The 24692-nt window shown below is 68.8% G+C and carries 21 protein-coding genes; 9 read left to right on the top strand and 12 right to left on the bottom strand.

All coding sequences use genetic code 11. The annotated features are described in order from the left end of the window. Nucleotides 1–32: 32 nt before the first annotated feature. Nucleotides 33–1583: an FAD-dependent oxidoreductase gene (locus DMP23_RS41365; RefSeq protein WP_337824199.1), complete on the bottom strand. Its 1551-nt coding sequence runs from the start codon at nucleotides 1581–1583 to the stop codon at nucleotides 33–35. Next, nucleotides 1580–2602: a methyltransferase gene (locus tag DMP23_RS41360; RefSeq protein WP_134728114.1), complete on the bottom strand. Its 1023-nt coding sequence runs from the start codon at nucleotides 2600–2602 to the stop codon at nucleotides 1580–1582. Before DMP23_RS41360 ends, DMP23_RS41365 begins: the two co-directional genes overlap by 4 nt. 280 nt (nucleotides 2603–2882) lie before the next feature. Here DMP23_RS41360 and DMP23_RS41355 point away from each other — a divergent pair, with 280 nt between their 5' ends. Together DMP23_RS41355 and DMP23_RS41350 are read left to right on the top strand one after the other, a co-directional pair. Then, complete coding sequence (locus DMP23_RS41355) at nucleotides 2883–4382, top strand: FAD-dependent monooxygenase (protein WP_337824198.1); 1500 nt, start codon at nucleotides 2883–2885, stop codon at nucleotides 4380–4382. Between the two features lie 241 nt (nucleotides 4383–4623). Further along, nucleotides 4624–8307: a multifunctional oxoglutarate decarboxylase/oxoglutarate dehydrogenase thiamine pyrophosphate-binding subunit/dihydrolipoyllysine-residue succinyltransferase subunit gene (locus tag DMP23_RS41350; RefSeq protein ID WP_078870629.1), complete on the top strand. Its 3684-nt coding sequence runs from the start codon at nucleotides 4624–4626 to the stop codon at nucleotides 8305–8307. A 139-nt stretch (nucleotides 8308–8446) separates the two neighbouring features. Here the strand turns inward: DMP23_RS41350 and DMP23_RS41345 are convergent, their stop codons facing one another. Next, on the bottom strand, nucleotides 8447–8896 hold the full coding sequence (locus DMP23_RS41345) for a nitroreductase family deazaflavin-dependent oxidoreductase (RefSeq protein ID WP_134728112.1): 450 nt from the start codon (nucleotides 8894–8896) through the stop codon (nucleotides 8447–8449). A gap of 149 nt (nucleotides 8897–9045) precedes the next feature. Here DMP23_RS41345 and DMP23_RS41340 point away from each other — a divergent pair, with 149 nt between their 5' ends. Next, nucleotides 9046–10284 (top strand): FAD-dependent oxidoreductase, encoded by a 1239-nt coding sequence (locus DMP23_RS41340; protein WP_337824197.1) that lies wholly within the window; start codon nucleotides 9046–9048, stop codon nucleotides 10282–10284. Between the two features lie 59 nt (nucleotides 10285–10343). After that, entirely contained in the window at nucleotides 10344–11543 is a 1200-nt protein-coding gene (locus DMP23_RS41335) for an MFS transporter (RefSeq protein ID WP_337824196.1), read from the top strand. On the opposite strand, the gene DMP23_RS41330 is transcribed toward DMP23_RS41335, so the two are convergent. Continuing rightward, on the bottom strand, nucleotides 11436–11963 hold the full coding sequence (locus DMP23_RS41330; protein WP_337824195.1) for a WapI family immunity protein: 528 nt from the start codon (nucleotides 11961–11963) through the stop codon (nucleotides 11436–11438). The genes DMP23_RS41335 and DMP23_RS41330 overlap by 108 nt on opposite strands. Nucleotides 11964–12033: 70 nt before the next feature. Between DMP23_RS41330 and DMP23_RS41325 the strand changes: the two genes are divergently transcribed. Next, nucleotides 12034–12561 carry a GNAT family N-acetyltransferase gene (locus tag DMP23_RS41325; RefSeq protein WP_037817220.1) on the top strand — a complete coding sequence of 176 codons (528 nt, stop codon included), beginning with the start codon at nucleotides 12034–12036 and terminating at the stop codon, nucleotides 12559–12561. 49 nt (nucleotides 12562–12610) lie between these two features. On the opposite strand, the gene DMP23_RS41320 is transcribed toward DMP23_RS41325, so the two are convergent. From DMP23_RS41320 to DMP23_RS41305, 4 genes are read right to left on the bottom strand one after another with little or no spacing between them, the layout of a single operon-like run. Beyond that, the gene (locus DMP23_RS41320; RefSeq protein ID WP_037817221.1) at nucleotides 12611–13504 is read right to left on the bottom strand and encodes an ABC transporter substrate-binding protein; all 894 of its coding nucleotides are present in this window, start codon (nucleotides 13502–13504) and stop codon (nucleotides 12611–12613) included. Further along, entirely contained in the window at nucleotides 13501–14205 is a 705-nt protein-coding gene (locus tag DMP23_RS41315; RefSeq protein WP_037817223.1) for an ABC transporter permease, read from the bottom strand. Before DMP23_RS41315 ends, DMP23_RS41320 begins: the two co-directional genes overlap by 4 nt. Then, on the bottom strand, nucleotides 14202–14894 hold the full coding sequence (locus DMP23_RS41310) for an ABC transporter permease (protein WP_134728109.1): 693 nt from the start codon (nucleotides 14892–14894) through the stop codon (nucleotides 14202–14204). Before DMP23_RS41310 ends, DMP23_RS41315 begins: the two co-directional genes overlap by 4 nt. Further along, on the bottom strand, nucleotides 14894–15982 hold the full coding sequence (locus DMP23_RS41305) for an ABC transporter ATP-binding protein (RefSeq protein WP_037817227.1): 1089 nt from the start codon (nucleotides 15980–15982) through the stop codon (nucleotides 14894–14896). The genes DMP23_RS41310 and DMP23_RS41305 overlap by 1 nt, the downstream gene beginning before the upstream one ends. A 97-nt stretch (nucleotides 15983–16079) precedes the next feature. On the opposite strand from DMP23_RS41305, the gene DMP23_RS41300 reads away from it, so the two are divergent. Continuing rightward, the gene (locus tag DMP23_RS41300; RefSeq protein ID WP_337824194.1) at nucleotides 16080–17504 is read left to right on the top strand and encodes a bis-aminopropyl spermidine synthase family protein; all 1425 of its coding nucleotides are present in this window, start codon (nucleotides 16080–16082) and stop codon (nucleotides 17502–17504) included. Between the two features lie 651 nt (nucleotides 17505–18155). On the opposite strand, the gene DMP23_RS41295 is transcribed toward DMP23_RS41300, so the two are convergent. Together DMP23_RS41295 and DMP23_RS41290 are read right to left on the bottom strand one after the other, a co-directional pair. Continuing rightward, nucleotides 18156–19031 carry a TIGR03620 family F420-dependent LLM class oxidoreductase gene (locus DMP23_RS41295; RefSeq protein WP_337824193.1) on the bottom strand — a complete coding sequence of 292 codons (876 nt, stop codon included), beginning with the start codon at nucleotides 19029–19031 and terminating at the stop codon, nucleotides 18156–18158. Nucleotides 19032–19138: 107 nt separating this feature from the next. Beyond that, a complete protein-coding gene (locus tag DMP23_RS41290; protein WP_037816832.1) occupies nucleotides 19139–20320 on the bottom strand; it encodes an NAD(P)-dependent malic enzyme in 1182 nt (393 codons plus the stop codon). A gap of 373 nt (nucleotides 20321–20693) precedes the next feature. Between DMP23_RS41290 and DMP23_RS41285 the strand changes: the two genes are divergently transcribed. Beyond that, nucleotides 20694–21302, top strand: coding sequence for a dTDP-4-dehydrorhamnose 3,5-epimerase family protein (locus DMP23_RS41285; protein ID WP_134728105.1), 609 nt, complete (start codon nucleotides 20694–20696; stop codon nucleotides 21300–21302). Here DMP23_RS41285 and DMP23_RS41280 read toward each other — a convergent pair. Together DMP23_RS41280 and DMP23_RS41275 are read right to left on the bottom strand one after the other, a co-directional pair. After that, nucleotides 21299–22921: a GMC oxidoreductase gene (locus DMP23_RS41280; protein ID WP_043832876.1), complete on the bottom strand. Its 1623-nt coding sequence runs from the start codon at nucleotides 22919–22921 to the stop codon at nucleotides 21299–21301. The two genes, DMP23_RS41285 and DMP23_RS41280, sit on opposite strands and share 4 nt — an antisense overlap. A gap of 124 nt (nucleotides 22922–23045) precedes the next feature. After that, nucleotides 23046–23522 (bottom strand): hotdog fold domain-containing protein, encoded by a 477-nt coding sequence (locus DMP23_RS41275; RefSeq protein WP_037816508.1) that lies wholly within the window; start codon nucleotides 23520–23522, stop codon nucleotides 23046–23048. Between the two features lie 86 nt (nucleotides 23523–23608). Between DMP23_RS41275 and DMP23_RS41270 the strand changes: the two genes are divergently transcribed. Further along, the gene (locus tag DMP23_RS41270) at nucleotides 23609–24199 is read left to right on the top strand and encodes an acid phosphatase (protein ID WP_134728104.1); all 591 of its coding nucleotides are present in this window, start codon (nucleotides 23609–23611) and stop codon (nucleotides 24197–24199) included. 1 nt (nucleotide 24200) lies between these two features. After that, on the top strand, nucleotides 24201–24683 hold the full coding sequence (locus DMP23_RS41265; protein ID WP_134728103.1) for a GNAT family N-acetyltransferase: 483 nt from the start codon (nucleotides 24201–24203) through the stop codon (nucleotides 24681–24683). The last annotated feature ends 9 nt before the right edge of the window (nucleotides 24684–24692 follow it).

The following is a 24692-nucleotide window of genomic DNA, read 5'->3' as shown; positions in this document are numbered from 1 at the left end:
CCTCAAGGAGTCCTTCACGGACGTTCCGCTCCTCAGGCAGAGATGTGCGCGTGCCGCAAGACGGCGCGCACGACAGCGGCGGACATCCGGTCGCCGCGGTCGGCCACGTAGCCGTCCGGGCGCGTCAGGATCCAGCCCGTCGCCGAAAGGCCGAGCGACCGCCGCAACGCGCCGTCGGCGTCCGGCAGGTCCCCGCCCGGGCCCGCCACCTGCGGTACCAGCCAGCCGCCCACGGACGGCAGTTCGGCTCGCTCCGCGTCCGGGCCGAGCACCAGCGTCCAGCCCGGTTCGCGCAACTGCGCCAGCAACGCCTGCCACGCCGGGGTTTCCGCGTCCGCACCGGCGACGACCGACAGCCGCTCGCCCGGTCGCGGTCCAGGCCCGGCCGCCGCGGGACCGTCGCCATAGGAAAGGCCCAGTGCGGACATTCCGCCCATGATCTTGCGTTCCAGCTTGCCACGCAGCGCCGAAACGTTGCGCATCACACCGAACGCCACCGGCAACACCGCGGCGACGTAGGGATTTTTCAGCTGTACCAGGAAAGTCGCCTTCTTCGTGGTACGCAGCAACTCCGCGCCCACCGGCACGCGCTCGCGCGAGTAGCTGTCGAGCAACTGCTCGTCGGCGTGCCCGTCGATCACCATCGCCAGCTTCCACGCGAGGTTGTACGCGTCCTGGACGCCGGTGTTCATCCCCTGACCGGACGCCGGGCTGTGCACGTGCGCGGCGTCGCCAGCGACCAGACAGCGGCCGGACCGCATCGACGGCACCATCCGCTGCTGGATGGAGAACACCGAAACCCACGACGGCGGGGAAACCACGGTCGGCACCCCGGTCGCCGCGGACACCTTCTCCGAGAACCGCCGCGCGACCGCCGCGTCGTCGCCCGAGCCGGAGTACTCGACATCCCGGGTGTCGAGCAGCCGCCATTTGCCCTCGTCCGGGAACGGCACCATCATCACCGAACCGCCCGGGGTCCGGATCAGATGAATACTGTCGCGCGGCAACGCGGTGTCCGCCTGCGCGTCGGCGATCAGCCAGGTCTCCGACGAGTTGCCTTCGAGCTTCAGCCCCAGCTTCTTGCGCACCGCGCTGTGCCCGCCGTCGCAGCCGACCAGCCAGTCCGCCGAGGTTTCCTCGATCTCGCCGTCGCGTTCGAGCCGCACCCGGACGCCGTCTCCGGTATCGGTGAAGTCGGCCAGCGCGACGCCCCATTCGACCTCGACGCCCTGCTTGGCCAGCGCGGTCCGCAGCACCTCCTCCGTGATGACCTGGTCGACCATCAACGTGAACGGCAGGCGCGTCGGCAACCGCGAGTAGTCCGCCCGGAGACCGACCATTCGCTTGCCGCGCATGTGAATCGTGAACGCGCGCACCTGCTGTCCGCGCGGCAGCAGGTCGTCGAGCACGCCCATCTGGTCGTAGATCTCCAGCGAACGCGGATGCGTCGCCAGCGCCCGGCTGGTCACCGCCGGACCGGCGGCTCGGTCCACGATCCGCACCCGCACGCCGCGCCGGGCCAGTTCGTGCGCCGCGGTCAGCCCGACCGGCCCGGCGCCGACCACCAGGGCTTGCGCACTCACGGTTTCACCGCGACCACAACGGTGTCGTTGCCCTTCGGCAGAGTGGTGGCGGCGCGGAATTCCAACCCGGCCTCGGCCAGCCACTCGCGCAGCTGCGGCACGGTGTACTCGGAACCGCCGTCGGTGATCAGTCCGACGTTGATGCTGCCGACCAGGCTGCGCAGATCCGGGTTCTCGGCGTCGAGGATCTGGTCGTACACCACGACCGCGCCCCCGCTCGGCACCGCGTTTTTGGCCCGCACCAACAGCTCCACGCGCCGCTGCGGGTCCCAGTCGTGCAGCACGTGGCCGAACACGACGACGTCGGTCTCCGGCAGCGGCGTCTCGAAGAAGTCGCCGGGATGGAACGTGACCCGGTCCGCGACGCCCAGTTCCGCCATCAGCTCGTCGAAGTGCGGTTCGATCGGCGGCAGCTCGAACACGCCGCCCTGCAGATGCGGGTGCGCGAGGCACAACTGCGCCGCTACGTTGCCGCGCGCGCCGCCGACGTCGACGAAGCTCTTGTACTCCGACCAGTCCACGTGCTCGGCCAGCTGCGGCGCGACCAACGCGTTGTTCGCGTCCATGTGCACCAGGAAAGCCTTGGCACGCACCGGATCCTCATACAGCTTGGCGAACGCGCCGTGCCCGCCGATGTCCGCTTTCGGCTCGCCGTCGCGCAGCGCCTCGGACAGCTTGCCCCACATCGCGTAGTGCCGCTGCGACGTCGTGCGGACCCGCGCGCCGAGGTAGCCGCCGCCGGACGCGCCCGGCACGAGCACCTCCGCGGCCGCAGGCGCGTTGCTGAACTTCTCGCCGTCGCGCTCCAGCAGGCCGAGCGCGGCCAGCGCCTGGACGAAATCGCCGGTGAACCGCTGGTGCAGACCGAGTTCCCGGCGGATCTCATCGATCGTCCGCGGCGCGTCCGCCAGCAACTCGAACACTCCCAGCTCGACCGCGCTGTGCAGGATCTTCGACTGGGTGAACAGCATGTTGAGGCGGCCGATCGCCTGCGCGTCCACGGTGGTGTGGGCAGTCATCCCGGGTCGTACCTGCCTTCCGTTTTTGTGCTCCGCGCGCACGACAGCCGCGGAAACCTTCGTGTGCGGCGATGCTTCCGGCCGGGTCTCGAAGGCCCCTCAACACGCTCTCGACCTCCGCCGACGCCCCGCTCAGGCCGTCCCGGAGACCGTCCAAGACCGCTCGGCTAGCGCTGAATCCCCAGCACAGCGCGTATAGCCGCGGACCCGCGCGGTGCTCCAGGCTTGTCCTTGCTGACAACAGGGTGAGCACAGGCACGGACACATGGGGAGCACCGGGATGGATGTCGAGTACGACGTGGTGATCGTGGGCGGCGGCCCGGTCGGGCTGATGCTCGCGAGCGAACTCGGGCTGCGGCCGGGGCGGGTGCTGGTGCTGGAGCGGCTCGCCGAGCCGAGCGGGCAGTCCCGTGCGCTCGGCCTGCACTCGCGCACCGTCGAGGTGCTCGACCAGCGCGGCCTGCTGCCCCGCTTCAGCGAGGGCGCGCCGGTGTGGCCGAAGGGGCACTTCGCCGGCATGCGGCTGCTCGACCTCAGCAAGCTCAACGGGCGCCACACGTACGCGCTGATGGTGCCGCAGTCGCGCACCGAGGCGATCCTCGAAGAACGCGCGCGGGAACTGGACGTCGAGATCCGCCGCGGGCACCGGCTCACCGAACTGGAGAACGGGCCCGACGCGGTGGTCGCCACCGTGACCGGCCCGGACGGCGAGTACCGGATCCGCTCCCGCTACCTCGTCGGCTGCGACGGCGGCAGCAGCCTGGTCCGCAAACTGGCCGGCATCGACTTCCCCGGCACCGCCTCCAACATCGACGCGATGCTCGCCGACGTCCACCTCGACCAGGTGCCTGACGGCCCGCACCTGGCCCGCTGCAAGGGCGGCGTGTTCGGCACGGTCCCGCTCGGCGGCGACCTCTACCGCGTGGTGTCGGTCGAGTTCCGTCCGCCGACCGCGCACCGCGACGACCCGGTCGAACTGGAGGAACTCGCCGCTTCGGTCAAGCGGGTCACCGACCAGGAACTCCCGATGCGCGACCCGGTGTGGCTCTCGCGCTTCGGCGACGCGACCCGGCAGGCCGCGCAGTACCGCAAGGGCCGGGTCATGCTCGCCGGCGACGCGGCGCACGTGCACTTCCCGGCGGGCGGACAGGGCCTCAACACCGGCATCCAGGACGTGGTGAACCTCGGCTGGAAGCTCGCCGCGGTCGTCAACGGCAGCCCGGACCGGCTGCTCGACACCTACCACGACGAACGCCACCCGGTCGGCGCGCGCGTCTGCTTCAACACCCAGGCCCAGCTCGCCCTGATGGACCCGCGCCCGGAGATCGGCCCGCTGCGCGAGCTGTTCGGGACGCTGATGGAGTTCGACGAGGTCAACCGCTACCTCGCGGAGATGATCACCGCGCTCGACGTGCGCTACCCGACCTTCCCCGCCTCGGACCACCCGCTGGCCGGGACACGGGTGCCGGAGTGGTCGATCGTCGCGGACGGCGCCGCGACGACCACGATGAAGCTCCTGCACTCCGGCCGCGGCGTGCTCGTCGACCTCACCGACGGCCCCGCTGTCGCCCGCACCGCCGCGCCGTGGCTCGACCGGCTCGACCTCGTGTCCGGCACCCCGTGCACCAGCGACGTCCCCGCCGCCTTCCTGCTCCGCCCGGACGGGCACGTCGCCTGGCTCGCCGAAAGCCCGGACACCGATCCCGCCGATCTGCGCGAAGCCCTGCGCGCGTGGTTCGGACCAGCACCGGTGCGTTCGCTGCCCGCCGCGGCGGGCTGACGCGAGGGCCGGCGCTGTGTCCGGGATCACCCCAAACCGGCCGAGGTGACGGCATTCGGCCCTTGCGACGCGTACGGTGGGCCCTGCTGTCTGTCAGGCTGGGCCTCTCAACCGATCCAGACAATGACCTGTCTCACGAGCGTCCAGGTGGCGTGTTTCGGGCCACCGGCAGGGGACTAGCCTGGCGGTCAGCAGATGCTTGTGATATCGGATCGAGAATGGATAGAGGCGAGAGCCAGCCGTGGCCAGCAGCAGTCCCGCATCGCAGTTCGGTGCCAATGAGTGGCTCGTCGAAGAAATGTACGAGCGGTTTCTCGCGGACCCCCAGTCGGTAGACGCCGCCTGGCACGATTTCTTCGCCGACTACAAGCCCACTCCGGGCGGCAACGGCACCCAGGCGGAAGGGAACGGGGAAGCCAAGGCGGCCCCCGCCGCCAAGCCCGCCGCCCCCGCCGCGAAGGCCCCGGCGGCTCCGGCCGCCAAGGCAGCGCCCGCCCCGGCGGCCAAGGCCCCGGCCAAGCCCGCCCCGGCCGCGAAGCCCGCGGCTTCCGCGCCCGCCAAGTCCGCTCCGGCGAAGGACGCCGAGCCGGAGTCCAAGCAGCTGCGCGGCGCCGCGGCGGCGATCGCCAAGAACATGGACGCCTCGCTTTCCGTGCCCACCGCGACCAGCGTGCGCGCGGTCCCGGCGAAGCTGATGGCGGACAACCGCATCGTCATCAACAACCACCTCAAGCGCACCCGCGGCGGCAAGATCTCCTTCACGCACCTCATCGGCTACGCCATGGTGCGGGCGCTGAAGGACTTCCCGAACATGAACCGGCACTACAAGCTGATCGACGGGAAGCCGTTCGCGATCACGCCGGAGCACGTCAACTTCGGGCTTGCCATCGACATGAAGGGCAAGGACGACTCCCGCACTCTCGTCGTGGCCTCCATCAAGGCCACCGAGAACATGACCTTCATGCAGTTCTGGCAGGCCTACGAGGAGATCGTCAAGAAGGCCCGCACGAACAAGCTCACCGCGGACGACTTCGCGGGCACCACCATCTCGCTCACCAACCCGGGCGGCATCGGCACGAACCACTCGGTGCCGCGGCTGCAGGCGGGTCAGGGCGCGATCATCGGCGTCGGCGCGATGCAGTACCCGGCGTCGTTCGAGGGCACCAGCGAGAAGACCCTCGTCGACCTCGCGGTCAGCAAGATCATGACGCTGACCTCGACGTACGACCACCGCATCATCCAGGGCGCGGAGTCCGGCGAGTTCCTGAAGCGCATTCACGAACTGCTGCTCGGCGAGGACGGCTTCTACGACGACGTCTTCACCAGCCTGCGGCTGCCGTACGAGCCGATCCGCTGGGTCGCCGACATCCCGGACGGCCCGGTCGACAAGACCGCGCGCGTCATGGAGCTGATCGAGGCGTTCCGGATGCGCGGCCACCTGATGGCCGACACCGACCCGCTGAACTACCGCCAGCGCAGCCACCACGACCTCGACGTGCTCAGCCACGGCCTGACCCTGTGGGACCTGGACCGCGAGTTCGCCGTCGGCGACTTCTCCAGCCGCGAGCGGATGAAGCTGCGCGACATCCTCGGCGTGCTGCGCGACTCCTACTGCCGCACGGTCGGCGTGGAGTACACGCACATCCTCGACCCCGAGGAGCGGCGCTGGATCCAGGAGCGCGTCGAGGTCCGGCACAGCAAGCCGGAGCCGTCCGCGCAGAAGTACATCCTGTCGAAGCTCAACGCTGCCGAGGCGTTCGAGACCTTCCTCCAGACCAAGTACGTCGGCCAGCGGCGGTTCTCGCTGGAAGGCGGCGAGACCCTGGTCCCGCTGCTGGACACGGTGCTCGACAAGGCCGCCGAGGCCGAGCTCGACGAGGTCGTCATCGGCATGCCGCACCGCGGCCGGCTGAACGTGCTGGCGAACATCGTCGGCAAGCCGATCAGCCAGATCTTCCAGGAGTTCGAGGGCAACCTCGACCCGGGCCAGGCGCACGGCTCCGGCGACGTGAAGTACCACCTCGGCGCCGAGGGCAAGTACTTCCGGATGTTCGGCGACGGGGAGACCCGGGTCTCGCTGGCGTCCAACCCGTCGCACCTGGAGACCGTCGACCCGGTCCTCGAGGGCATCGTCCGCGCCAAGCAGGACGTCCTCGACAAGGGCGGCGAGGGCTACACCGTGCTGCCGGTCCTGATGCACGGCGACGCGGCCTTCGCGGGCCAGGGCGTCGTGGCCGAGACCCTGAACCTGGCGCTGCTGCGCGGCTACCGCACCGGCGGCACCGTGCACGTGGTCGTCAACAACCAGGTCGGCTTCACCACCGCGCCGGAGCACTCGCGGTCGAGCCAGTACGCCACGGACGTCGCGAAGATGATCGGCGCGCCGGTCTTCCACGTGAACGGCGACGACCCCGAGGCCGCGCACTGGGTCGCGAAGCTGGCGGTCGACTACCGCCAGGCGTTCCACAAGGACGTCGTGATCGACCTGATCTGCTACCGCCGCCGCGGCCACAACGAGGGCGACGACCCCTCGATGACGCAGCCGGCGATGTACGACATCATCGACACGAAGCGTTCGGTCCGGAAGATCTACACCGAATCGCTGATCGGCCGGGGCGACATCTCCGTCGAAGAGGCCGAGGCCGCGCTGCGCGACTTCTCCAGCCAGCTCGAGCACGTCTTCAACGAGGTGCGCGAACTCGAGAAGCACCCGGCGAAGGCGAGCCCGTCGGTCGAGGGCGAGCAGCAGATCCCGGCGAAGGTCACCACCGCCGTGTCGCGCGAGGTCGTCGAGAAGATCGGCGACGCGTTCGTCAACCTGCCCGAGGGCTTCACCCCGCACCCGCGGGTCAAGCCGGTCATGGAGCGCAGGCACAAGATGTCGCGCGAGGGCGGCGTCGACTGGGCGTTCGGCGAACTGCTGGCGTTCGGGTCGCTGGCGCTGGAAGGCCGTCTCGTGCGGCTGTCCGGCCAGGACTCCCGGCGCGGCACGTTCACCCAGCGGCACTCGGTGTTCATCGACCGCAAGAACGGCCAGGAGTACTCGCCGCTGCAGCACCTGGCCGACGGCCAGGGCCGCGTGATGATCTACGACTCGGCGCTGTCGGAGTACGCGGCCGTCGGCTTCGAGTACGGCTACTCGGTGGCGAACTCCGAGGCGCTGGTGATGTGGGAAGCGCAGTTCGGCGACTTCGTCAACGGCGCGCAGACCGTGATCGACGAGTACATCTCCTCCGGCGAGGCCAAGTGGGGCCAGCGCTCGGACGTCGTGCTGCTGCTGCCGCACGGCCACGAGGGCCAGGGCCCGGACCACACGTCCGGCCGGATCGAGCGGTTCCTGTCGCTGTGCGCGGAAGCGTCGATGACCGTCGCGGTGCCGTCCACCCCGGCGAACTACTTCCACCTGCTGCGCCGGCACGCCCTCGACGGCATCCAGCGTCCGCTGATCGTCTTCACCCCGAAGTCGATGCTGCGCAACAAGGCGGCGACGTCGACGGTCGAGGACTTCACCGGCCAGAGCCGCTTCATGTCGGTGATCGACGACGCCACGCAGGACCCGGCGAAGGTCCGCAAGGTGCTGCTCACCTCGGGCAAGCTCTACTGGGAGCTGGTGGCCGAGCGCGAGAAGCGCGGCGCGGACGACGTCGCGATCGTGCGGATCGAGCAGTACTACCCGCTGCCGAAGAAGAAGCTGCTGGCCGCGGTGGAGCGCTACTCGAACGCCAGCCAGATCGCGTGGGTCCAGGAGGAGCCGGAAAACCAGGGCGCGTGGCCGTTCTTCGGCCTCAACCTGCCCCGGAAGTTCCCGGAGTTCTTCACCGGCCTCGACGTGGTGGCGCGCCGCCCGATGGCCGCCCCGTCGGCGGGTTCGTCGAAGGTGCACGACGTCGAGCAGAAGGCGCTGATCGCCAAGGCGTTCGACTGATCCTCAGTTACGCAGAAGGCCGCCGCGGGACTCGTTCCCGCGGCGGCCTTCGCCGTTTCCTGGGCCTGGCGAGTTCTAACCGGCATCGCCACTCACGACTGCGACCCGACTGCCTCCGCCCACCCGGCCTTCGCCGTCCTCAGATCGTTTCCACCCGAAAAACCGCGATCCTCCCCGCAGCAGCCGCCACCCCGTCCGGCGTCGGCGACTCCGCCAGCCCCGTCGTGACGTAACGTCGCCCCACGCTCGGCGGCCCGTCCGCGACCACCTCTCGCAGCACCGGCCCCCGCTCCGCGACCGGCAGCTCCGCGAACCGCACCCGTCGCGATCGCCGTCCCCGCGACAACGTGCCCTCCCCCGCCGCGCGGACGTTCGCCACCCACGCCGCCTTCGGGAACGCCTGGATCAGGTACTCCCCGCCCTGGACTTTCAATACCGCCAACGGAAACGTCCGCGGCTCGCCGCTGCGCCGCCCGGGGACGGTGAGCAGTTCCATCGGCCCGAACGCGAGCCCCGCGCGCTGCAGGGCGGTGATGACCCGGTTGATCGTGTTGACCTTGCGCCGGTATCCGGCTGCCTTCGTGTCCATGCCCCGAGCGTACGCCAACTTGTATGAGTTTCATACTTTCTGATCTTCATAGATATACCTTGCGGGTATGCCCGGGGTGCCGGATAGGCAGTGGCGACGTCACCGCCGGACCCAGTTCACTGGGTGCCAAACACCCGAGGAGGGCTGGAGTGCACTACGACGTCGTCGTAGTCGGAGGCGGTGCTGGGGGTATCGCCTCCGCTGCCGGGGCGGCGCGCACCGGGGCGCGGGTGCTGCTGGTCGAGCAGTACCCGTACCTTGGCGGCGCGGCGACGATCAGTTCCGTGCTGACCCTCTGCGGTTTCTTCGACCAGACCGGCCAGCAGGTCGTCGCGGGCGTCGGCGAGGAGGTGCTGCGGCGGCTGCGGCGCCGGGGCGCCTACGAAGAGAAGACGATGGGCTGGACCGGCAACAAGATCGTCTTGCTCGACCTGGAAACCACCAAACTGGTGTACGACGAGCTGGCCGCCGACGCCGGCGTGGACGTCCTCCTGCACACCAAGCTCATCGGCGCGCGGCGGACGCACGGCATCGTCACCGAGGTCGAACTGCACCACCGCGGCGGCCGGGAACGGGTCACCGCCGGCGCGTTCGTCGACGCCAGCGGCGACGGCGCACTCCTGGCCGCCGCCGGAGCCGCCGTCCGCGTCGCCCCGCTGCGCGACCGGCAAACCAGCACGCTCGTCTGCCGGTTCTCCGGTGTCTCCGAAGACGCGGACCTCTCGCGCGAGGGCCTGCGCGCCGCCGTCGCCGCGTACCAACGGGAAACCGGCGTCCAGCTGCCCCGCGACTACGGCATCGCCGTGCACCTTCCGTTGACCCGCAACGTAATCGCCCTCCTGGTGGATGAACAAACCGACGTCCTGGACGCCGCCTCGCTGAGCCGCGACGAAGCCAACGCGCGACGCCAGGCATGGCAATACCTGGACGCCCTGCGCAAACACCTCGCCGGCTGGTCGTCAGCGCGCCTCGAAGAAACCGGTCCCCAGCTAGGCATCCGCGAAGGCCGCCACCTGGTCGGCCGCGAACAGCTCACCGGCCGCGACGTCCTGACCGCCCGCAAACGCCCCGACGTGTCCATCGGCCGCTGCGGCTGGCCGATCGAAGACCACGCGGGCCCCGGCGTCACCCGCTACGAACCGATCGCCGACCGAGGCTGGTACGACCTCCCCTACGGCGCGATCTGCTCCGCCGACACCGCGAACCTCTGGGCAGCCGGCCGCCTGACCAGCTCCGACGACGACGCGTACGCCTCCGTCCGCGTCATGGGCACCGCCTTCGCGACCGGCCACGCCGCGGGGATCGCCGCCGCCCAGTACGTCGGCGGCCGAGCCCACGACGTCCGGGCGATCCGGGCCGAGTTGCACCGTCAGGATGCCTTGGCTTGACCCGCGACCGCCGGTAACGGGAACCTTCCCTGATCATCCGTCAGGTCGAAGGAGGCCCCATGCCGAGCCGCTATCGCTGGGTCGTCCTGCTGCTCTGCTGGGCTGTGTTCACGATGACCTCGGTGGACCGGTCGACCTGGGGCCCCGCGTCCTCGGCGGTCAGCGATTCGCTCGGCGTCCCGCTGGCCGCGCTCGGGATCTTCGCCACCTGCCACTACATCGGCTACGTCATCTCCAACACCGCCGGCGGCTTCCTCTCCGACTGGCTCGGCAGCCGCGCGATCCTGGGCATCAGCTCCTTCGTCGCAGGCGCGCTCATGGTGGGGTTCGGCTCGACCACGTCCATCGCCTGGGGCCTGGTCCTGCAAGCTCTGCTGGGCCTGTTCGCGGGAGTCGACTTCTCCGCCGGACTGAAGCTGATCACCACCTGGTTCCGCCCGGAGGAGCACGGACTCGCGAGCGGCATCTTCATGACCGCGACCTCGCTGGGCACAGTCGTAGCCAACGCGGTCGTGCCCACGCTCGTGAAAACCAGCGGCTGGCCAGTGTCGTACCACCTCTTCGGCGGCGTCACCGTCGTACTCGGCCTGCTGTGCCTGGTCTTCATCCGCAACGGCAACGTCGCCACGTCCACCCGCCGCGGTTTGCCGGACCCCCGCCCGCTCTTCCGCAACCGCGACCTGCTGCTGCTGGGCTTAGCCGGTTTCGGCGGCCTGTGGGGCACCTACGGTTTCGTCACGTGGTCCAACACGCTGATGATCCGCGGCGAACACATCGACCCCGTACGGGCCGGTGTAGTCCTGGTCATCTTCTCCGGCACAGCGGTAGTGATCAAACCGCTGATCGGCTGGCTCACCGACAAAGTCGGCCTGGGCAGGCGAATCCCCATCATCGCCGTCCTCATCCTGTTCGGTGGCGCTCTGCTCGTCTTCGGCTCTCTGAGCAGTTACAGCGCTTTCCTAGTGGTAGCCCCGATTCTCGGCATCGGCGCGTACGCCTACAGCCCGCTGACCGCTGCCATGATCCCCGCGTTGACCGGTGTCCGCCTAGCCGGTTCCGCCGCTGGCGCGGTGAACGCCTTCTGGCAACTGGGCAGCGTCATCGTGCCCGCCGTCGTCGGCCCGGTCTTCCACGCGACCGGCTCGTTCTATTCAGCGTTCCTTACCCTGGCCGCCGGACCGCTCGTGGGAGCCGCGGTCCTCCTCTTCATGCGAGACGACCGCCCGGCCCGGATCGCTCCCCAAACCGTCACGGCCTAGCACCGGAAACTCCGCCTCGATCGACGCCAACCCGTCGATGATCACCGGCAGATCAGACTGATCAAGCTCGCCGATCCGAAACGACAGCCGGTTCCCCCGCCCGTCGGTCGCGGTTCCCTCGACCTCAACCCTCCCGGATTTGGCGACGGTGACCGTCAGATCGAGCCACTCCTCCATCGACGTCAGCCGAGCGACCCCGCCGAAGTCGGCATACGCCTTCGCCAGCTGCTCCCGGAAACTCCGCAACTCCTCGGCCCGCAACCCAGCGGGCACCCGCGCGGAAAACCCGCCGACCACCAGGTCAACCGGGCTGAAAAGCCAGTTGCCGTCCCAGAAATCGACCGCCCCCGCATGCATCCGCCCCAGCACGTCGATCACCAGCCGATCGCCGTGCGCCGCCCCTATCGCCACCTCGCTCATCACCCCCCACTCTAATGCGGCCCGCCAAAATGAATTTCCTCTCCAGCCGCCGCTCAGGGAAACTGGGCGCATGCAGATCCGCCAGTCGACCGCCGCCGACGCACCAGCGATCCATGCTGTGCACACCGCCGCGTTCCGCGTCCACAATCCCGATGTCACCGGCGAAATGCCGGAAGCGAAACTAGTCACCGAACTCACCGCCGACGGCGATCTGCTCCCCGCCCTCTCGCTAGTCGCCGTCCGCGACGGAGAAGTCATCGGCCACGCCTGCTCCAGCCCAGGTCGCCTAGGCGACGACCCAAACTCCGCCATCGGCTTCGGCCCGCTAGGCGTCCACCCGGACCGCCACCGCGGCGGCGCAGGCTCCGCTTTGGTCCACGCAACGATCGGCGCCGCCAACGCACTCGGCTACCGCCTGATCGTGCTGTTGGGCGACCCAGGCTATTACTCCCGCTTCGGCTTCGTCATGGCCGAAAAGCTCGGCGTGACCCCGCCGGTACCGGAATGGGCCCCGCATTTTCAGGCGCTGCCGCTGGCCGCGTACACCCCGGAAAACCGCGGCGCGTTCCGCTACGCGGCGGCTTTCGACCGGCTCTGAGGCGGTAGCGCTCGTGAGTGGCGAATCCGGTTAGAACCGGCAACGCCACTCACGAGGCCGCCAACCCGTTCCGCCGCAAGAACTCCTCAGCGATATCCTTAGCGTTCCGCTTCTCATCCGTGTACTGCACGTTCAGCTCAGTCAACTGCTCCGTAGTCAACGCCGCCGAAACCCGGTTCAGCGCAGCCGTTTCAGCGGCATTCAACGTCCCCCGCGACACCAGCGGCACGATGTTCTGCGCCGGGAACATGTGCTTGTCGTCCTCCAGCGGCACGAACCCATTGGACGCGATAGTCGCCGACGTGCTGAACAAGTCCGCCACTTGCACCTCACCCGACTTCAACGCCGCCACCGTCACCGGCCCGCCGGTATCCGTCGTGCGGATTTCCTTGAACTCGCACCCGTACAGCTGCTTGATCCGGTCCTTCCACCGGCTGCTCCACTGCCCCGGCCCGCCCATCACCAGGTCCTTGCAGCGCGGTCCCAGATCAGAAAAGGTCTTCACCCCGGTGGCCGCGAGTTCCTTGCCCACCACGAGCAAATCCTTGTCCTGCGCGGGCGACTGGTCGAGAACCTCGAACCCGCCCGGGATTTTCTGCTTCAGCTGTGCGTAAACATCTTCCGACGTCGTCGCCGGAGTGTTCTTGTCGAAATACCGCAGCAGGTTCCCGGAGTAATCCGGCACCACGGACAAAGACTTGTCCTGCAACGCTTTCACCACGACCTCGCGGCTGCCGACCGGCGGTCGCACCGTCACGTTGTGCGCGCCGACATTCCGCAAGGCCCCGGCATAAATCTGGGCCAGCAAGGAACTTTCCCCGACATCCGACGCGCCGATGATGATGTCGCCGGTACTGCCGCCCTCACCGCCGCCGGACAGCGGGTTTCCGCACGCCGACGCCAGCAGCGCCAGCCCGGCCACCAGGATCCCCCACCGTTTCACGCTGCTCCTCCCGCGGCCGCTGCCCGGCCGGACGCTGCTTGCGCGGCCAGCCGGACTCCCTTGGGCACTAACGCTCGCTGTGCGGCGGCGAGCAGCAGGTCGACCACGATCGCCAGCAACGCGGTGAGAATCGCGCCCGCGACGACCTCGGTGTAGTCCAAAATGGCCAGTCCGTCGAGCAGGAACCGGCCGAGGCCGCCGAGCCCGACGTACGCGGCTACCGCGGCCGTCGCGATCAGCTGCAGGACCGCGTTGCGGATTCCGCCCAGTACCAACGGAAGCGCGATCGGCACCTCGACTTGCCACAGTCGTTGCCAGCCGGTCATCCCGATGCCTTGCGCGGCGTCGACGACATCGTGCTCGGCCGCCTGCAGGCCGGCGTACGTGCCCGCCAGCACCGGCGGGATCGCCAGCACCACCAGGCCGATGATGGTCGCGGTGGTGCTTTCGGTGAAGAGCAGGAACAGGAACGTCACGAGCCCGAGCGTCGGGAGCGCGCGGATCGCATTGCCCACCCCGACCAGCACGACGCCGCCGCGGCCGGTGTGGCCGACGAACAGTCCAATCGGGATCGCGATCACCAACGCGATGACCAGCGCCAGCGCGATGTAGCCGACGTGCTGGGCGAGCCGGGCGAGAATGCCGCCCGTGCCCTGCCAGTTCGCGGCGGTGGTGAACCAGGTGAAGACGTCGCCGATCATCCCGCCACCTCCGCGGCCGGCGCGCGACCCGCTCTCTCCCAAGGCGTCAACAGATTGCGCAGCAACACCAGCAGCAGGTCGACGATCAATGCGAGCAGCATCGTCAGCACGATCCCGACCACGATCGGCGAGAAGTACTCCCGCTGGAACCCGTCGGTGAACAGCACGCCGAGCGCCCCGGTCCCGATCAGCGCACCGACGCTCACCAGGCTGATATTGCTCACCGACGCCACCCGAACCCCCGCCGCGAGCACCGGCACCGCGAGCGGCAGTTCGACGCTGAAGAACCGGCGCGGCCCGCGATATCCGATCGCCGTGGCAGCCGCGACGATGTGCGGCGGCACGGCTTCCAGCGCGTCGAGCACCGGACGCACCAGCAGCGCGGTGGTGTAGATAGTCAGCGCGACGATCACGTTGACGCTGTCGAGAATCTTCGTCCCGATAATCCCGGGAATCACCACAAAAAGCGCCAGCGACGGAATCGTGTACAGCAGATTCCCCACCACCAGCAGCACACTGCGCGCGGGCCGCCAGCGATGCCCGAGCCAGCCGAGCAGGATCGCCAGCACGATGCCCGCGACCAGCGGCACCAGCGCGAGATAGATGTTCTCGAGCAGATTGGCGAGGATTTCGCCGCGGTTGTTGGAGCTCGACAGATACCGGCCGAGTTCGCCGAAGAAGTCGCCCATCAGGACGCCTGCGGGGAGGCCTCGATTACATCCAAGACCTGGTGCGCGACCACCGTCCCGAGCACGCGATTCTCGTCGTCCACCACGACGCCGAGACTGGCCGGCGACGACAGCGCCGCGTCGAGCGCCCCGCGGATCGGCGTGCCCTGCACGTACAGCGATCCGCCTGCCACGAGGTCGGTTTCCGCCAACGGGCCGTCCACTGTGGAGCCGGGCGGAAGCCAGCCGCGCGGCTGCTTCTCGTCGTTCACCGCGAGCAGCCAGCCCTCCGACGGGCCGTCGATCTTGCTGCCGAGCTCGATCGTCCGAGCCGGCGAAACCTCGACGCCGCTCGCCGGAAGGAACGAAAGCCCGCGATACCCGCGGTCCCGGCCGACGAACGACGCGACGAAGTCATCCACCGGATGCCGCAGCACCTCGGCCGGTGTCCCGTACTGCGCGAGCTTCCCGCCGACGCGCATCACCGCGACCTTGTCGCCGAGCCGCACCGCCTCGTCGATGTCGTGCGTGACGAACACGATTGTCTTGCCCAGCTGGGATTGCAGCCGCAGCAGCTCGTCCTGCAGCCCTTCGCGGACCACCGGGTCGACCGCGGAGAAGGGCTCGTCCATCAGCAGCACCGGCGAATCGGCGGCGAGCGCACGAGCCACGCCGACGCGCTGCTGCTGCCCGCCGGACAGCTGCGCCGGATACCGCTTCCCGAGTTCCGTCGGCAGGCCGACGGTCTCGAGCAACTCGGCCGCCCTGGCGCGCGCCTTGCGTTTGTCCCATCCGGACAGCAGCGGCACGGTCGCGATGTTGTCGAGCACTGTCCGGTGTGGAAAGAGCCCGGCGTGCTGGATCACGTAGCCGATGCCGCGGCGCAGCACCGCCGGATCGCCTTCGCTGACGTCCTTGCCGTCCAGCAGCACCGCGCCGGAGGTGGGCTCGACCATCCGGTTGATCATCCGCAGCGAGGTCGTCTTGCCGCACCCGGACGGACCGACGAACACCGTGATCGTGCCGTCTTCCACGGTGAGCGAGAGGCCGTCGACCGCGACCGTGCCGTCCGGATAGCGCTTGACGACGTCTCGGAATTCGATGGTCACAGACTTCTCCCCACGTCCTGGTGCAGAGTCCGACGGTAGCCCACTCGCGCGGCCTTGGCAGCCTGTCCCGCAGCGTGGCCGACTACCCTCGGACCCCGTGACCGCCCTAGACGACGTCCTCGCCGCACATGGCGCCGCCGTCCGCCCGCTCTACGAAGTGCTCACCCTGCTCCGCAGCGGCTCGTACGAACTGGCCGACCTAGTGCGGCTCACCGCCGCCCCGCGCCGAAGCGTCGAAGACCTTCTCGCAGCGCTGGAACCGGACCTGGAACGCTCCCCCGCAGGCGTCCGCATCGCCCCGTCCGCACGCGCCACCTACGCGTCGTACTCCCTGCCGCCCCTGCCCGACCCCCTCGACGCCGCGGTCGCCGCCCAACCGGCCCTGCTCACCATGCTGGCCGAACGAATCGCCGCCGTCCCACCCCCGCTCGCGGCTCTGGACCACGTGCAAGCGACCCCGGAGACCGTGCTGCGCCGCGCGTTGTGGCTGAACTCCCGCTACGACCTCCGCCGCAGCAAGGTGCTCTTCCTCGGCGACCACGATCTGACGTCGCTAGCCGTGCGCGCGGTGTGCCCGGAAGCCGAACTGTCCGTAGTGGACCTGGACGAACGCGTCCTGTCCTACCTGGACACCACCGGCGAACGCACCATCGCCACCGCCCACGCCGACCTGCGCGTCGGCCTGCCTCCCGCCCTGACCGGCAAAGCAGACCTGGTCTTCAGCGACCCGCCCTACACACCGGAAGGCATGGGCCTCTTCGCCGCCCGCGCAGTGCAAGCCTTGCGCGAACCCACCGAAGGCCGAATCCTCCTGGCCTACGGCTACAGCCCGCGCCACCCCGCGCTAGGCGCGCAAGTGCAGCGCTCCCTCGCCACCCTGGGCCTGACCTACGAGGCGATTCTCCCGGACTTCAACCGCTACACCGGCGCCCAAGCAATCGGCAGCGCGGCAGACTTGTACGTCTGCCAGCCGACCGCGAAGGCGAAGAAATCGTTCGCCCGCAAGGGAAGCTCCGCCATCTACACGCATGGCCCGCAATCAGTCGAATCAGCCGGCACCAAACCGGGCCTCCTGGCGGCCGCCCGAGAAATCGCCTCCGAAGGCGGCCTGGCCCTGGAAACGCGCCCCGTCGGCTGGGCGACGTCCGGCCCAGAAGGCGATGCCGTCGCGATGGACCTCACCGCCGACCCAGGCCCCTGGCTACTGCGCACCCTGCTGGGCACGAACGCCCGACGCCTGGCGCTGCTGCTGCCGAACAATCACCCCGACCTGGCGGACGCAGCCGCCCAAGCCGCACTGACCGCACTGGTCGCGGACAAGTACCGCCTCCGCCTGCTCCGCAGCACCCCCGACAACCGCCACGCGATCGTCGCCGCAGACCTGGTCGACCACCCGTCCGAACTGCTGACCCGCGCCCACGCGAGGCTGGCAAATGCCGCACTGAACGTCCCAGAGGATTTGGCGGACCTACGCCTGGTGGACGTCCCCCGACACCGCCTAGCGGAGCTGCTCCCCGGCTGACCACTCCGCCGCTGCTGGGCGGCCAGGTTGAAGCAGCTGGAGCGGCCAGATTGAAGACCCAGTAGCGGCCAGATTGCAGTCAACCTAGCGGCCAGATTGACGGCAGTGCAGCGGCCAGACTGCGCTCTCTGCCCCCTGACCAGCGCAATCGCTTCTCGCTCGCCGCCCCGGGCTCGCGCGCGATCACTGCTCCCGGCAATAGGTCGTGAGGGCCACCCTTATTGACTCTGATTCCCTCAGGGTTCCCCTCACGACCGTCGGCGGGCCGTGAGGGGCTCCTTCAGAGACCTAGATTCCCTCAAGGAGCCCTTCACGGACCACCGCCCGCCCGCCGCCCCGGGATGCGCCCCAATGCGGCATTGGGTGCGTCAGATGCACCGAACGCCACATTGGGTGCGTCACATGCACCCAATGCCACATTGGGGCGCAACCCCCACCCCGAACGAAACCGCCACCGATGCACCCAACTCGAAGTGCACCCACACCACCCCCGCACCCCGATACGAAGCTCTCCTGCGGTCTGGGGTGGCTTGTCAAGGCATCTTTCCCGCCTTGACAAGCCACCCCAGACCGTCAGCACAATCAAGCTTCGGGGTGCCCCACGCACGCCAGGGCGCAATGTCGCCGCCAGGCGACGAGCCGCCCAAAACCCTAAAACAACTCCCCAGCCAACCCCCGATAAACCCCCACCACCTCATCGTCATAAACCTGCAACCGCACCCCCGGCAACCCAGGATGCAGCTGATACTTCTCCGTAACCACCTGCACCACAACATGATCCGCCCCAGCCGCCCGATGCTCCCCCAACCGAACAGCAACCGCGGAAACATCCCCCAACGCCACCAAATCGTCAATCAACCGATCAGACCCAGACCCGGCCAAATCCTCAGCCGAATACCCCAACCGCCGCAAATTGCGAGTGTAATTACCCAACCCCAAATAAGGATTCTCCACCCGACCCCGAGCCACCCTCCGAGCCCGACCGAGATCCGAACTCACCACAACCTTCTGCTCCGGCGCCAAAAACCCACCAGCACCCAACGCCGTCCGAGCCACCCGAGTATGCCGAGGCGGAACCAAATAAGGCACCGCCCCGCCAGCCCGCTCCGCAGCCAACTCCAACATCCTCGGCCCCAACGCAGCCAGCACCCGCCCGGAAACCGGCACCCCACCCGCATCCAGCACATCAAGAAATCGCCGAACCGCGTCCATCGGCCGCTCATACCCCGCCGACTGCTCCCGATGCCCAGCCCCGATCCCGAGCACAAACCGCCCGGGAAACCGCGAAGCCACCCGCTGATACGACTCAGCCAGCACCGCCGGATCCCCCGACCACACGTTGACGATGCTCGACCCCACCACCAACGACTCGGTAGCCGCCAGCAGCTCGTCAATCCCAGCCAGATCCACCCCAGACCCGCCCAGCCACAACGCCGAATACCCCAACTGCTCGATCTCCGCAGCCATCGCCGGAGTAGTCAACGCCCCGACCTGCCACACGCCGTACCCACGCAATCCGATCTCCATGAAGACCACCGTGGCGGCGAAAAAATGGACTAGCAAGTCCAAAATCAGCTCACAAAGAAGGGCTCCCCGGCACCAGAAAGCCGGAGAGCCCTTCCCCAAGAAAAACCTCAGCCAGTCACGCCATCCTGCTCAGCCGCCTTGGCCACCGCGGCCGCCACCTCAGGCGCGACCCGCGGGTCCAGCGGGCTGGGCACGATCCGGTCCGGCCCCAGATCATCCGAAGCCACCGCCACGATCGCCTCCGCGGCCGCCAGCTTCATGTTCTCCGTGATCGACCGCGCGCCGGCGTCGAGGGCGCCGCGGAACACGCCGGGGAACGCCAGCACGTTGTTGATCTGGTTCGGGAAGTCGCTCCGCCCGGTCGCGACAATCGCCGCGTGCTGTGCGGCGACCGCCGGGTGCACCTCCGGGTCCGGATTGGACAGCGCGAACACGATCGAGTCGTCCGCCATCGTCGACAGCAGGGACGGGTCGATCGTCGCACCGGACAGGCCGAGGAACACGTCCGCTCCGCGCAGCGCCTCGGCGAGACCGCCGGTGAGCCCGGCCTTGTTCGTGGTCTCGACCAGCTGCCGCTTGATCGGGTTCAGGTCGTCGCGCCCGGCGTGCACGATGCCGCGCGAGTCGAGCACCGTCACGTCCGCGACCCCGGCCGCGAGCAGGATCTTCGCGCAGGCCACCCCAGCCGCGCCGGCACCGGAGACCACGACCCGTTCGCCGGCGATGTCGCGGTCGAGCACCAGGTTCGCGCCGCGCAGGGCGGCGAGGGTGACGATCGCGGTGCCGTGCTGGTCGTCGTGCATGACCGGGCAGTCCAGCGCCTCCTTGAGCTTGTCCTCCAGCTCGAAGCAGCGCGGCGCGGAAATGTCCTCGAGGTTGACCGCGCCGAACGACGGGCGCAGCCGCACCAGGGTCTCGACGATCTCGTCGACGTCGGTGGTGTCGAGCACCAGCGGGATCGAGTCCAGCCCGCCGAAGGTCTTGAAGAGGACCGACTTGCCCTCCATGACCGGCAGCGACGCGCTCGCGCCGATGTCCCCGAGGCCGAGCACCGCGGTGCCGTCGCTGACCACTGCCACGAGCCGGTCCGCCCAGGTGTACCGCTTCGCCTTGGCCGCGTCCTCGGCGATCGCGCGGCTCACCTTCGCCACGCCGGGCGTGTAGGCGATCGAGAGGTCGCGCGGGTCGGAGATCGGCCGGGTCGCCGCCACGGAGAGCTTGCCGCCCTCGTGCCCGGTGAAGATCTCGGCGTCGGTCACGGCCGCGACGCTGCTGGCCTGGTCGGTCATCGGAGAACCTGTCGTGGGATCGAGGGAAGCGGGCGGATGGGTCTGGGTCATCGAACGTACTCCTGGGACTGCGAGCGGGGGACCACCTGGTCGACGGGCGAGCAAGCGCCCGTCGAGAGTGGGAACTCGTCCTCCGGACGGCAGCCCAGCGCGGTAGCGCCGGCCTGTCGGCGAGGCGTCTGCGCGGCCATCCGATCCGTGGGGTGTGGCGATGGCCGCCGACGCTGCGGTCCGTCAATCATGACAGGCCCCCGGCAGGCCCCGACCCCTCGGTGCGGCTCATGTCACAGATTCGCGATTCCCAAGACGTCCGTCCGGTTTTGGAAGCAGTTCCGTTCCGGGTCCGGGAAACGCACTCGATAGGGTGGCCACCATGGACTTCCGCCCGCTCAAGGTCTCCGGCGCGTTCGAGTTCGTCCCGCGCGTGTTCCCCGACGAACGCGGACTGTTCGTCGCACCGTTCCAGGAAGAGGCGATGGTCCGCGCGACCGGGCATCCGCTTCGGGTCGCGCAGACGAACCACAGCGTTTCGCGCGCGGGTTCGATCCGCGGCGTGCATTTCGCCGACACTCCGCCGGGACAGGCAAAGTACGTCTACTGCCCGGGCGGGTCGCTGCTGGACGTGGTGGTGGACCTGCGCGTCGGCTCGCCGACGTTCGGCGAATGGGACGCGGCGCGGCTCGATGCGGCCGAGTTCCGCGCCGTCTACGTGGCGGAAGGCATCGGGCACGCCTTCATCGCGCTGGAAGACAACACCGTGATGGCGTATCTCTGCTCGGAGCCGTACAACCCGGCGGGCGAGCACGGCATCAACCCGCTCGACCCGGCGCTGGACCTGCCGTGGCCGACCGGACTGGCCCCCATTGTGTCCGAAAAGGACAAAGCAGCGCCAACCCTGGCCGAAGCGCTCGACCAGGGCCTGCTGCCGTCGTACGCCGATTGCGTGGCGTACTACGAAAAGCTGCGGTCAGCGCACCGCTAAGCGCGCACGCCGTCCTCGGCGATGACCCGTTCGATATTGCGCTCGGCCAGCGCGGTGATCGTCACGAACGGGTTCACGCCGGTGCTGCCCGGAATCAGCGAACCGTCCGTCACATACAGGTTCCGGTACCCCTTCACCCGGCCGTAGTCGTCGGTCGCTTCGCCGAGCACCAATCCGCCGAGCGGGTGGTAGGTGAAGCGGTTCTCGAACGCCCGCGTGTCGCCGAAGAGGTCGTAGCGGTAGATCGTGGAGTTCGCCTTGTTGATCCGGTCGAACAACGATTTCGCCGCGTCGATCGACGGCTGCCCCTGGTCCGGCGACCACTGCAGTTTCGCCGAATCGCTGGCGGCGTCGTAGGCGAAATGGCCGCGTTCGGGGTTCTTGGTGATCGCCAGGTACAGGCTCGCCCACGTTTCGAGCCCGGCGGGCACCGGCGCGATCTCGGCGAACACCGGATGCGTCGGGTTGTCCCAGTCGTCGATGCCGAGCGCGGGCATCCCGGCTTCGAGGCTGCCGGTCGTGTCCCACACGTGGTTGGCGCGGCCGAGCATCACGTTGCCGTTGGTGCCCCAGCCCTGGCCGACCGCCTCGGACAGCCGCGGCAGCCGTCCGGTGTCGCGGGCGCGCACCAGCAGTTCGGTCGAGCCGAGGCTGCCCGCGCCGAGGAACAGGTACTTCGTGGAGAGGTGCTTGGTGGCGAGCACATTGCCGAGCGCGTCGGACTCGCGCACCACCAGCGTGTACGTGCCGTCCTGCTGCTGGATGATCTCGCGGACCTCGTGCAGCGTCTGGATGGTCACGTGCCCGGTGCCGAGCGCGGCGGCGAGATACGTCTTGTCCAGCGAGCGTTTGCCGTGGTTGTTGCCGTAGATGACCTCGGACGCGAGCGCCGAGCGTTCGACCGTGCCCGCCTCTTCCTTCTTCATGTACTCGAAGTCGTAGACGCTCGGCACGAACGTCGTCTTCAACCCGGTTTTCTGCGCGGCTTTCCGGGAAACGCGCGCGAACTGGTACGACTTGCAGGTCTCGAACCAGTCCTCGTCGATGTGGTTCACGCCGAGGCCCGCGTTGGCGCGCGGGTAGTACTTGCCGTACATCTCGTCGGCGTTCACCCTCGGCAGGATTTCCTCGAAGTACGAACGCTTCGGCTGCACCGCCATCGCGCCGTTCACCAGCGACCCGCCGCCGACGCCGCGCCCGACGTACACCGACATCCCGCCGTAGTTCACCCGGTCCAGCACCCCGGCGTACGGATCGATGTCGTGGTTCGCGACGTCCAGCCACAGGAAGGACGCGAGCGGCGCTTCAGTGCGCTTCTTGAACCACATCGACCGCCGGTCCGGCTTCAGCATGTCGCAGAAGACCTTGCCGTCCGGGCCCGGTTCGTTCCACAGCTGGCCCATTTCGAGCATCACCGTGGGCACGCCCGCCTCGCCGAGCCGCAGCGCGGTGACCGCCGCGCCGTACCCGGTGCCGATCACCACCGCGGGCGAGTAGTCCGGCAGCGGCGGAGGCGTCGCGGCACGCGCGGTCGTCGCCGAAATGCTGGTCAGTCCAAGGGCCGCGGCGGAGTTCAGCGCGGCGAGGCCGAGAAATCGGCGACGGTTGAGGGAGGCCATGCCCGGCATGCTGACGCGGCCCGGAGCACCCTGGCAAGGCTAAAACGAACGCTATTCGCATTTGCCCAGTAAACGGTGTTAAGTTTCACTCGGCCGGGGTAACGGGAGGTCCAGCTTTCGCCGGTCAGGCGGCTTTCCGGGGCGTGACCCACACCGTGATCGTCGCGGTGACGACCTCGGTCCCGCGCGCGTCCACGATCCGCACCGGAACGGGAAGATCGAATCCCTTGTCGCCGAACTCGGGGATCTCCGGCAATTCGGCGATCGCCCGCAACCCGGTTTCGGCCTTCGCGACGTACCTCACTTCCATACCCTTGGGCAGCCACCGGTGCGTGGCCGGGACGGTGGCCTCGGCCAGCATGCCCATCGCGATCTCGGCGAGGTTGCAGGCGGCGATCGCATGGAAGGTCCGGATGTGGTTGTGGACACCCCACCACTTCGGCGCGGTCACCGAACAGTGGCCGGGACGGATCTCCCGGATGCTGGGCAGCACGGTGCCGAAGTAGGGCACCCGGAGGCACATCGCGGCGGAAAACAGCTGCTTGCCGCCCGGTTTCGCGGCCAGTTTGCGCCACAGCCCGTACGTCGACGGCGTACCCATCGGCACCTCCCAGGTGAAGTTACTCACCAGTAGCCTTACACACGACGAACCTGCCGGGCAAACCCGCCCCGGCTATATTCGGCCGCGTGGCACATCGGCTCTTTCTTCTCCGGCACGGCCAGACCGAATGGTCGTCGAACGGCAAGCACACCGGGCGCACCGACATCCCGCTGACCCCGGCGGGCGAGGACCAGGCGCGCGCGGCGGGCGGCACCCTGCGGACCCTGCTCGGCGGACCCGGGCTGGTGCTTTCCAGCCCGCGCGGCCGCGCGCTGCGCACGGCGGAACTCGCCGGCCTGCGCGTGGACGAGGTCACCGAAGACCTGGCCGAATGGGACTACGGCGACTACGAAGGCGTCACCACGCCGACGATCCGCGAGACGGTTCCGGACTGGACCGTCTGGACCCATCCCGTCCCCGGCGGCGAAAGCGCGGACGACGTGCAGGCGCGCGCGGACAAGGTGCTCGACCGCGCCCGGCGCGAAATCGAAAACGGCGACGTCGTCCTGGTCGGGCACGGGCACTTCAGCCGCGTGCTCGTCGCGCGCTGGCTCGGCCTGCCCGGCGCCTCGGGTGTCCACTTCGGACTGGACCCGGCCGGTCTCGCGGTGCTCGGCGACGAGCGCGGCGAACCGCAGATCGAACACCTGAACCTGCTGCCCGCGTTGGAGGGATGAAGTGACCGACCCCCGCGTACGGCGGATCCGGCCGGAAGACGTCGACGCCGTCGTGGAACTCGTCTACGCACTGGCCGAGTACGAACGCGCCCCGCAGGAATGCCATCTCACCGCCGAGCAGTTGCACGGCGCGCTGTTCGGCGAGGCTCCGGCGCTGTTCGGCCACGTGGCCGAAGCGGACGGCGAGATAGCCGGATTCACCTTGTGGTTCTTGAACTTCTCGACCTGGCGCGGCACGCACGGGATCTACCTGGAAGACCTGTACGTGCGCGAGGAACAACGCGGTTCGGGCCTCGGCAAGGTGCTGCTGGCGACGCTGGCCGCGGAATGCGTGGACAAGGGCTACCACCGGCTGGAGTGGTCGGTGCTGAACTGGAACCCGGCGGTCGGGTTCTACCGGGCGCTGGGTGCGCTGCCGCAGGACGAATGGTCGGTGTACCGGCTGACTGACGAACCGTTGCAGGTGCTGGCGAAAGAGGCGTGAGACTCGTGC

Source organism: Amycolatopsis sp. A1MSW2902 (genome assembly GCF_017312175.1).
GTDB lineage: Bacteria > Actinomycetota > Actinomycetes > Mycobacteriales > Pseudonocardiaceae > Amycolatopsis > Amycolatopsis nivea.
The sequence above is the reverse complement of the archived record's forward strand: the minus strand, read 5'-3'. Positions and strand labels throughout refer to the sequence as shown.

Coding starts and splice junctions, on each gene's coding strand:
- DMP23_RS41345 (WP_134728112.1), bottom strand. CDS start 8,896: ATGGACACGAAGGCAGCCGGATACCGGCGCAAGGTCAACACGATCAAC.
- DMP23_RS41285 (WP_134728105.1), top strand. CDS start 20,694: ATGGACTTCCGCCCGCTCAAGGTCTCCGGCGCGTTCGAGTTCGTCCCG.
- DMP23_RS41325 (WP_037817220.1), top strand. CDS start 12,034: ATGCAGATCCGCCAGTCGACCGCCGCCGACGCACCAGCGATCCATGCT.
- DMP23_RS41360 (WP_134728114.1), bottom strand. CDS start 2,602: ATGACTGCCCACACCACCGTGGACGCGCAGGCGATCGGCCGCCTCAAC.
- DMP23_RS41310 (WP_134728109.1), bottom strand. CDS start 14,894: ATGGGCGACTTCTTCGGCGAACTCGGCCGGTATCTGTCGAGCTCCAAC.
- DMP23_RS41290 (WP_037816832.1), bottom strand. CDS start 20,320: ATGACCGACCAGGCCAGCAGCGTCGCGGCCGTGACCGACGCCGAGATC.
- DMP23_RS41330 (WP_337824195.1), bottom strand. CDS start 11,963: ATGAGCGAGGTGGCGATAGGGGCGGCGCACGGCGATCGGCTGGTGATC.
- DMP23_RS41355 (WP_337824198.1), top strand. CDS start 2,883: ATGGATGTCGAGTACGACGTGGTGATCGTGGGCGGCGGCCCGGTCGGG.
- DMP23_RS41280 (WP_043832876.1), bottom strand. CDS start 22,921: ATGGCCTCCCTCAACCGTCGCCGATTTCTCGGCCTCGCCGCGCTGAAC.
- DMP23_RS41335 (WP_337824196.1), top strand. CDS start 10,344: ATGCCGAGCCGCTATCGCTGGGTCGTCCTGCTGCTCTGCTGGGCTGTG.
- DMP23_RS41275 (WP_037816508.1), bottom strand. CDS start 23,522: ATGGGTACGCCGTCGACGTACGGGCTGTGGCGCAAACTGGCCGCGAAA.
- DMP23_RS41295 (WP_337824193.1), bottom strand. CDS start 19,031: ATGGAGATCGGATTGCGTGGGTACGGCGTGTGGCAGGTCGGGGCGTTG.
- DMP23_RS41315 (WP_037817223.1), bottom strand. CDS start 14,205: ATGATCGGCGACGTCTTCACCTGGTTCACCACCGCCGCGAACTGGCAG.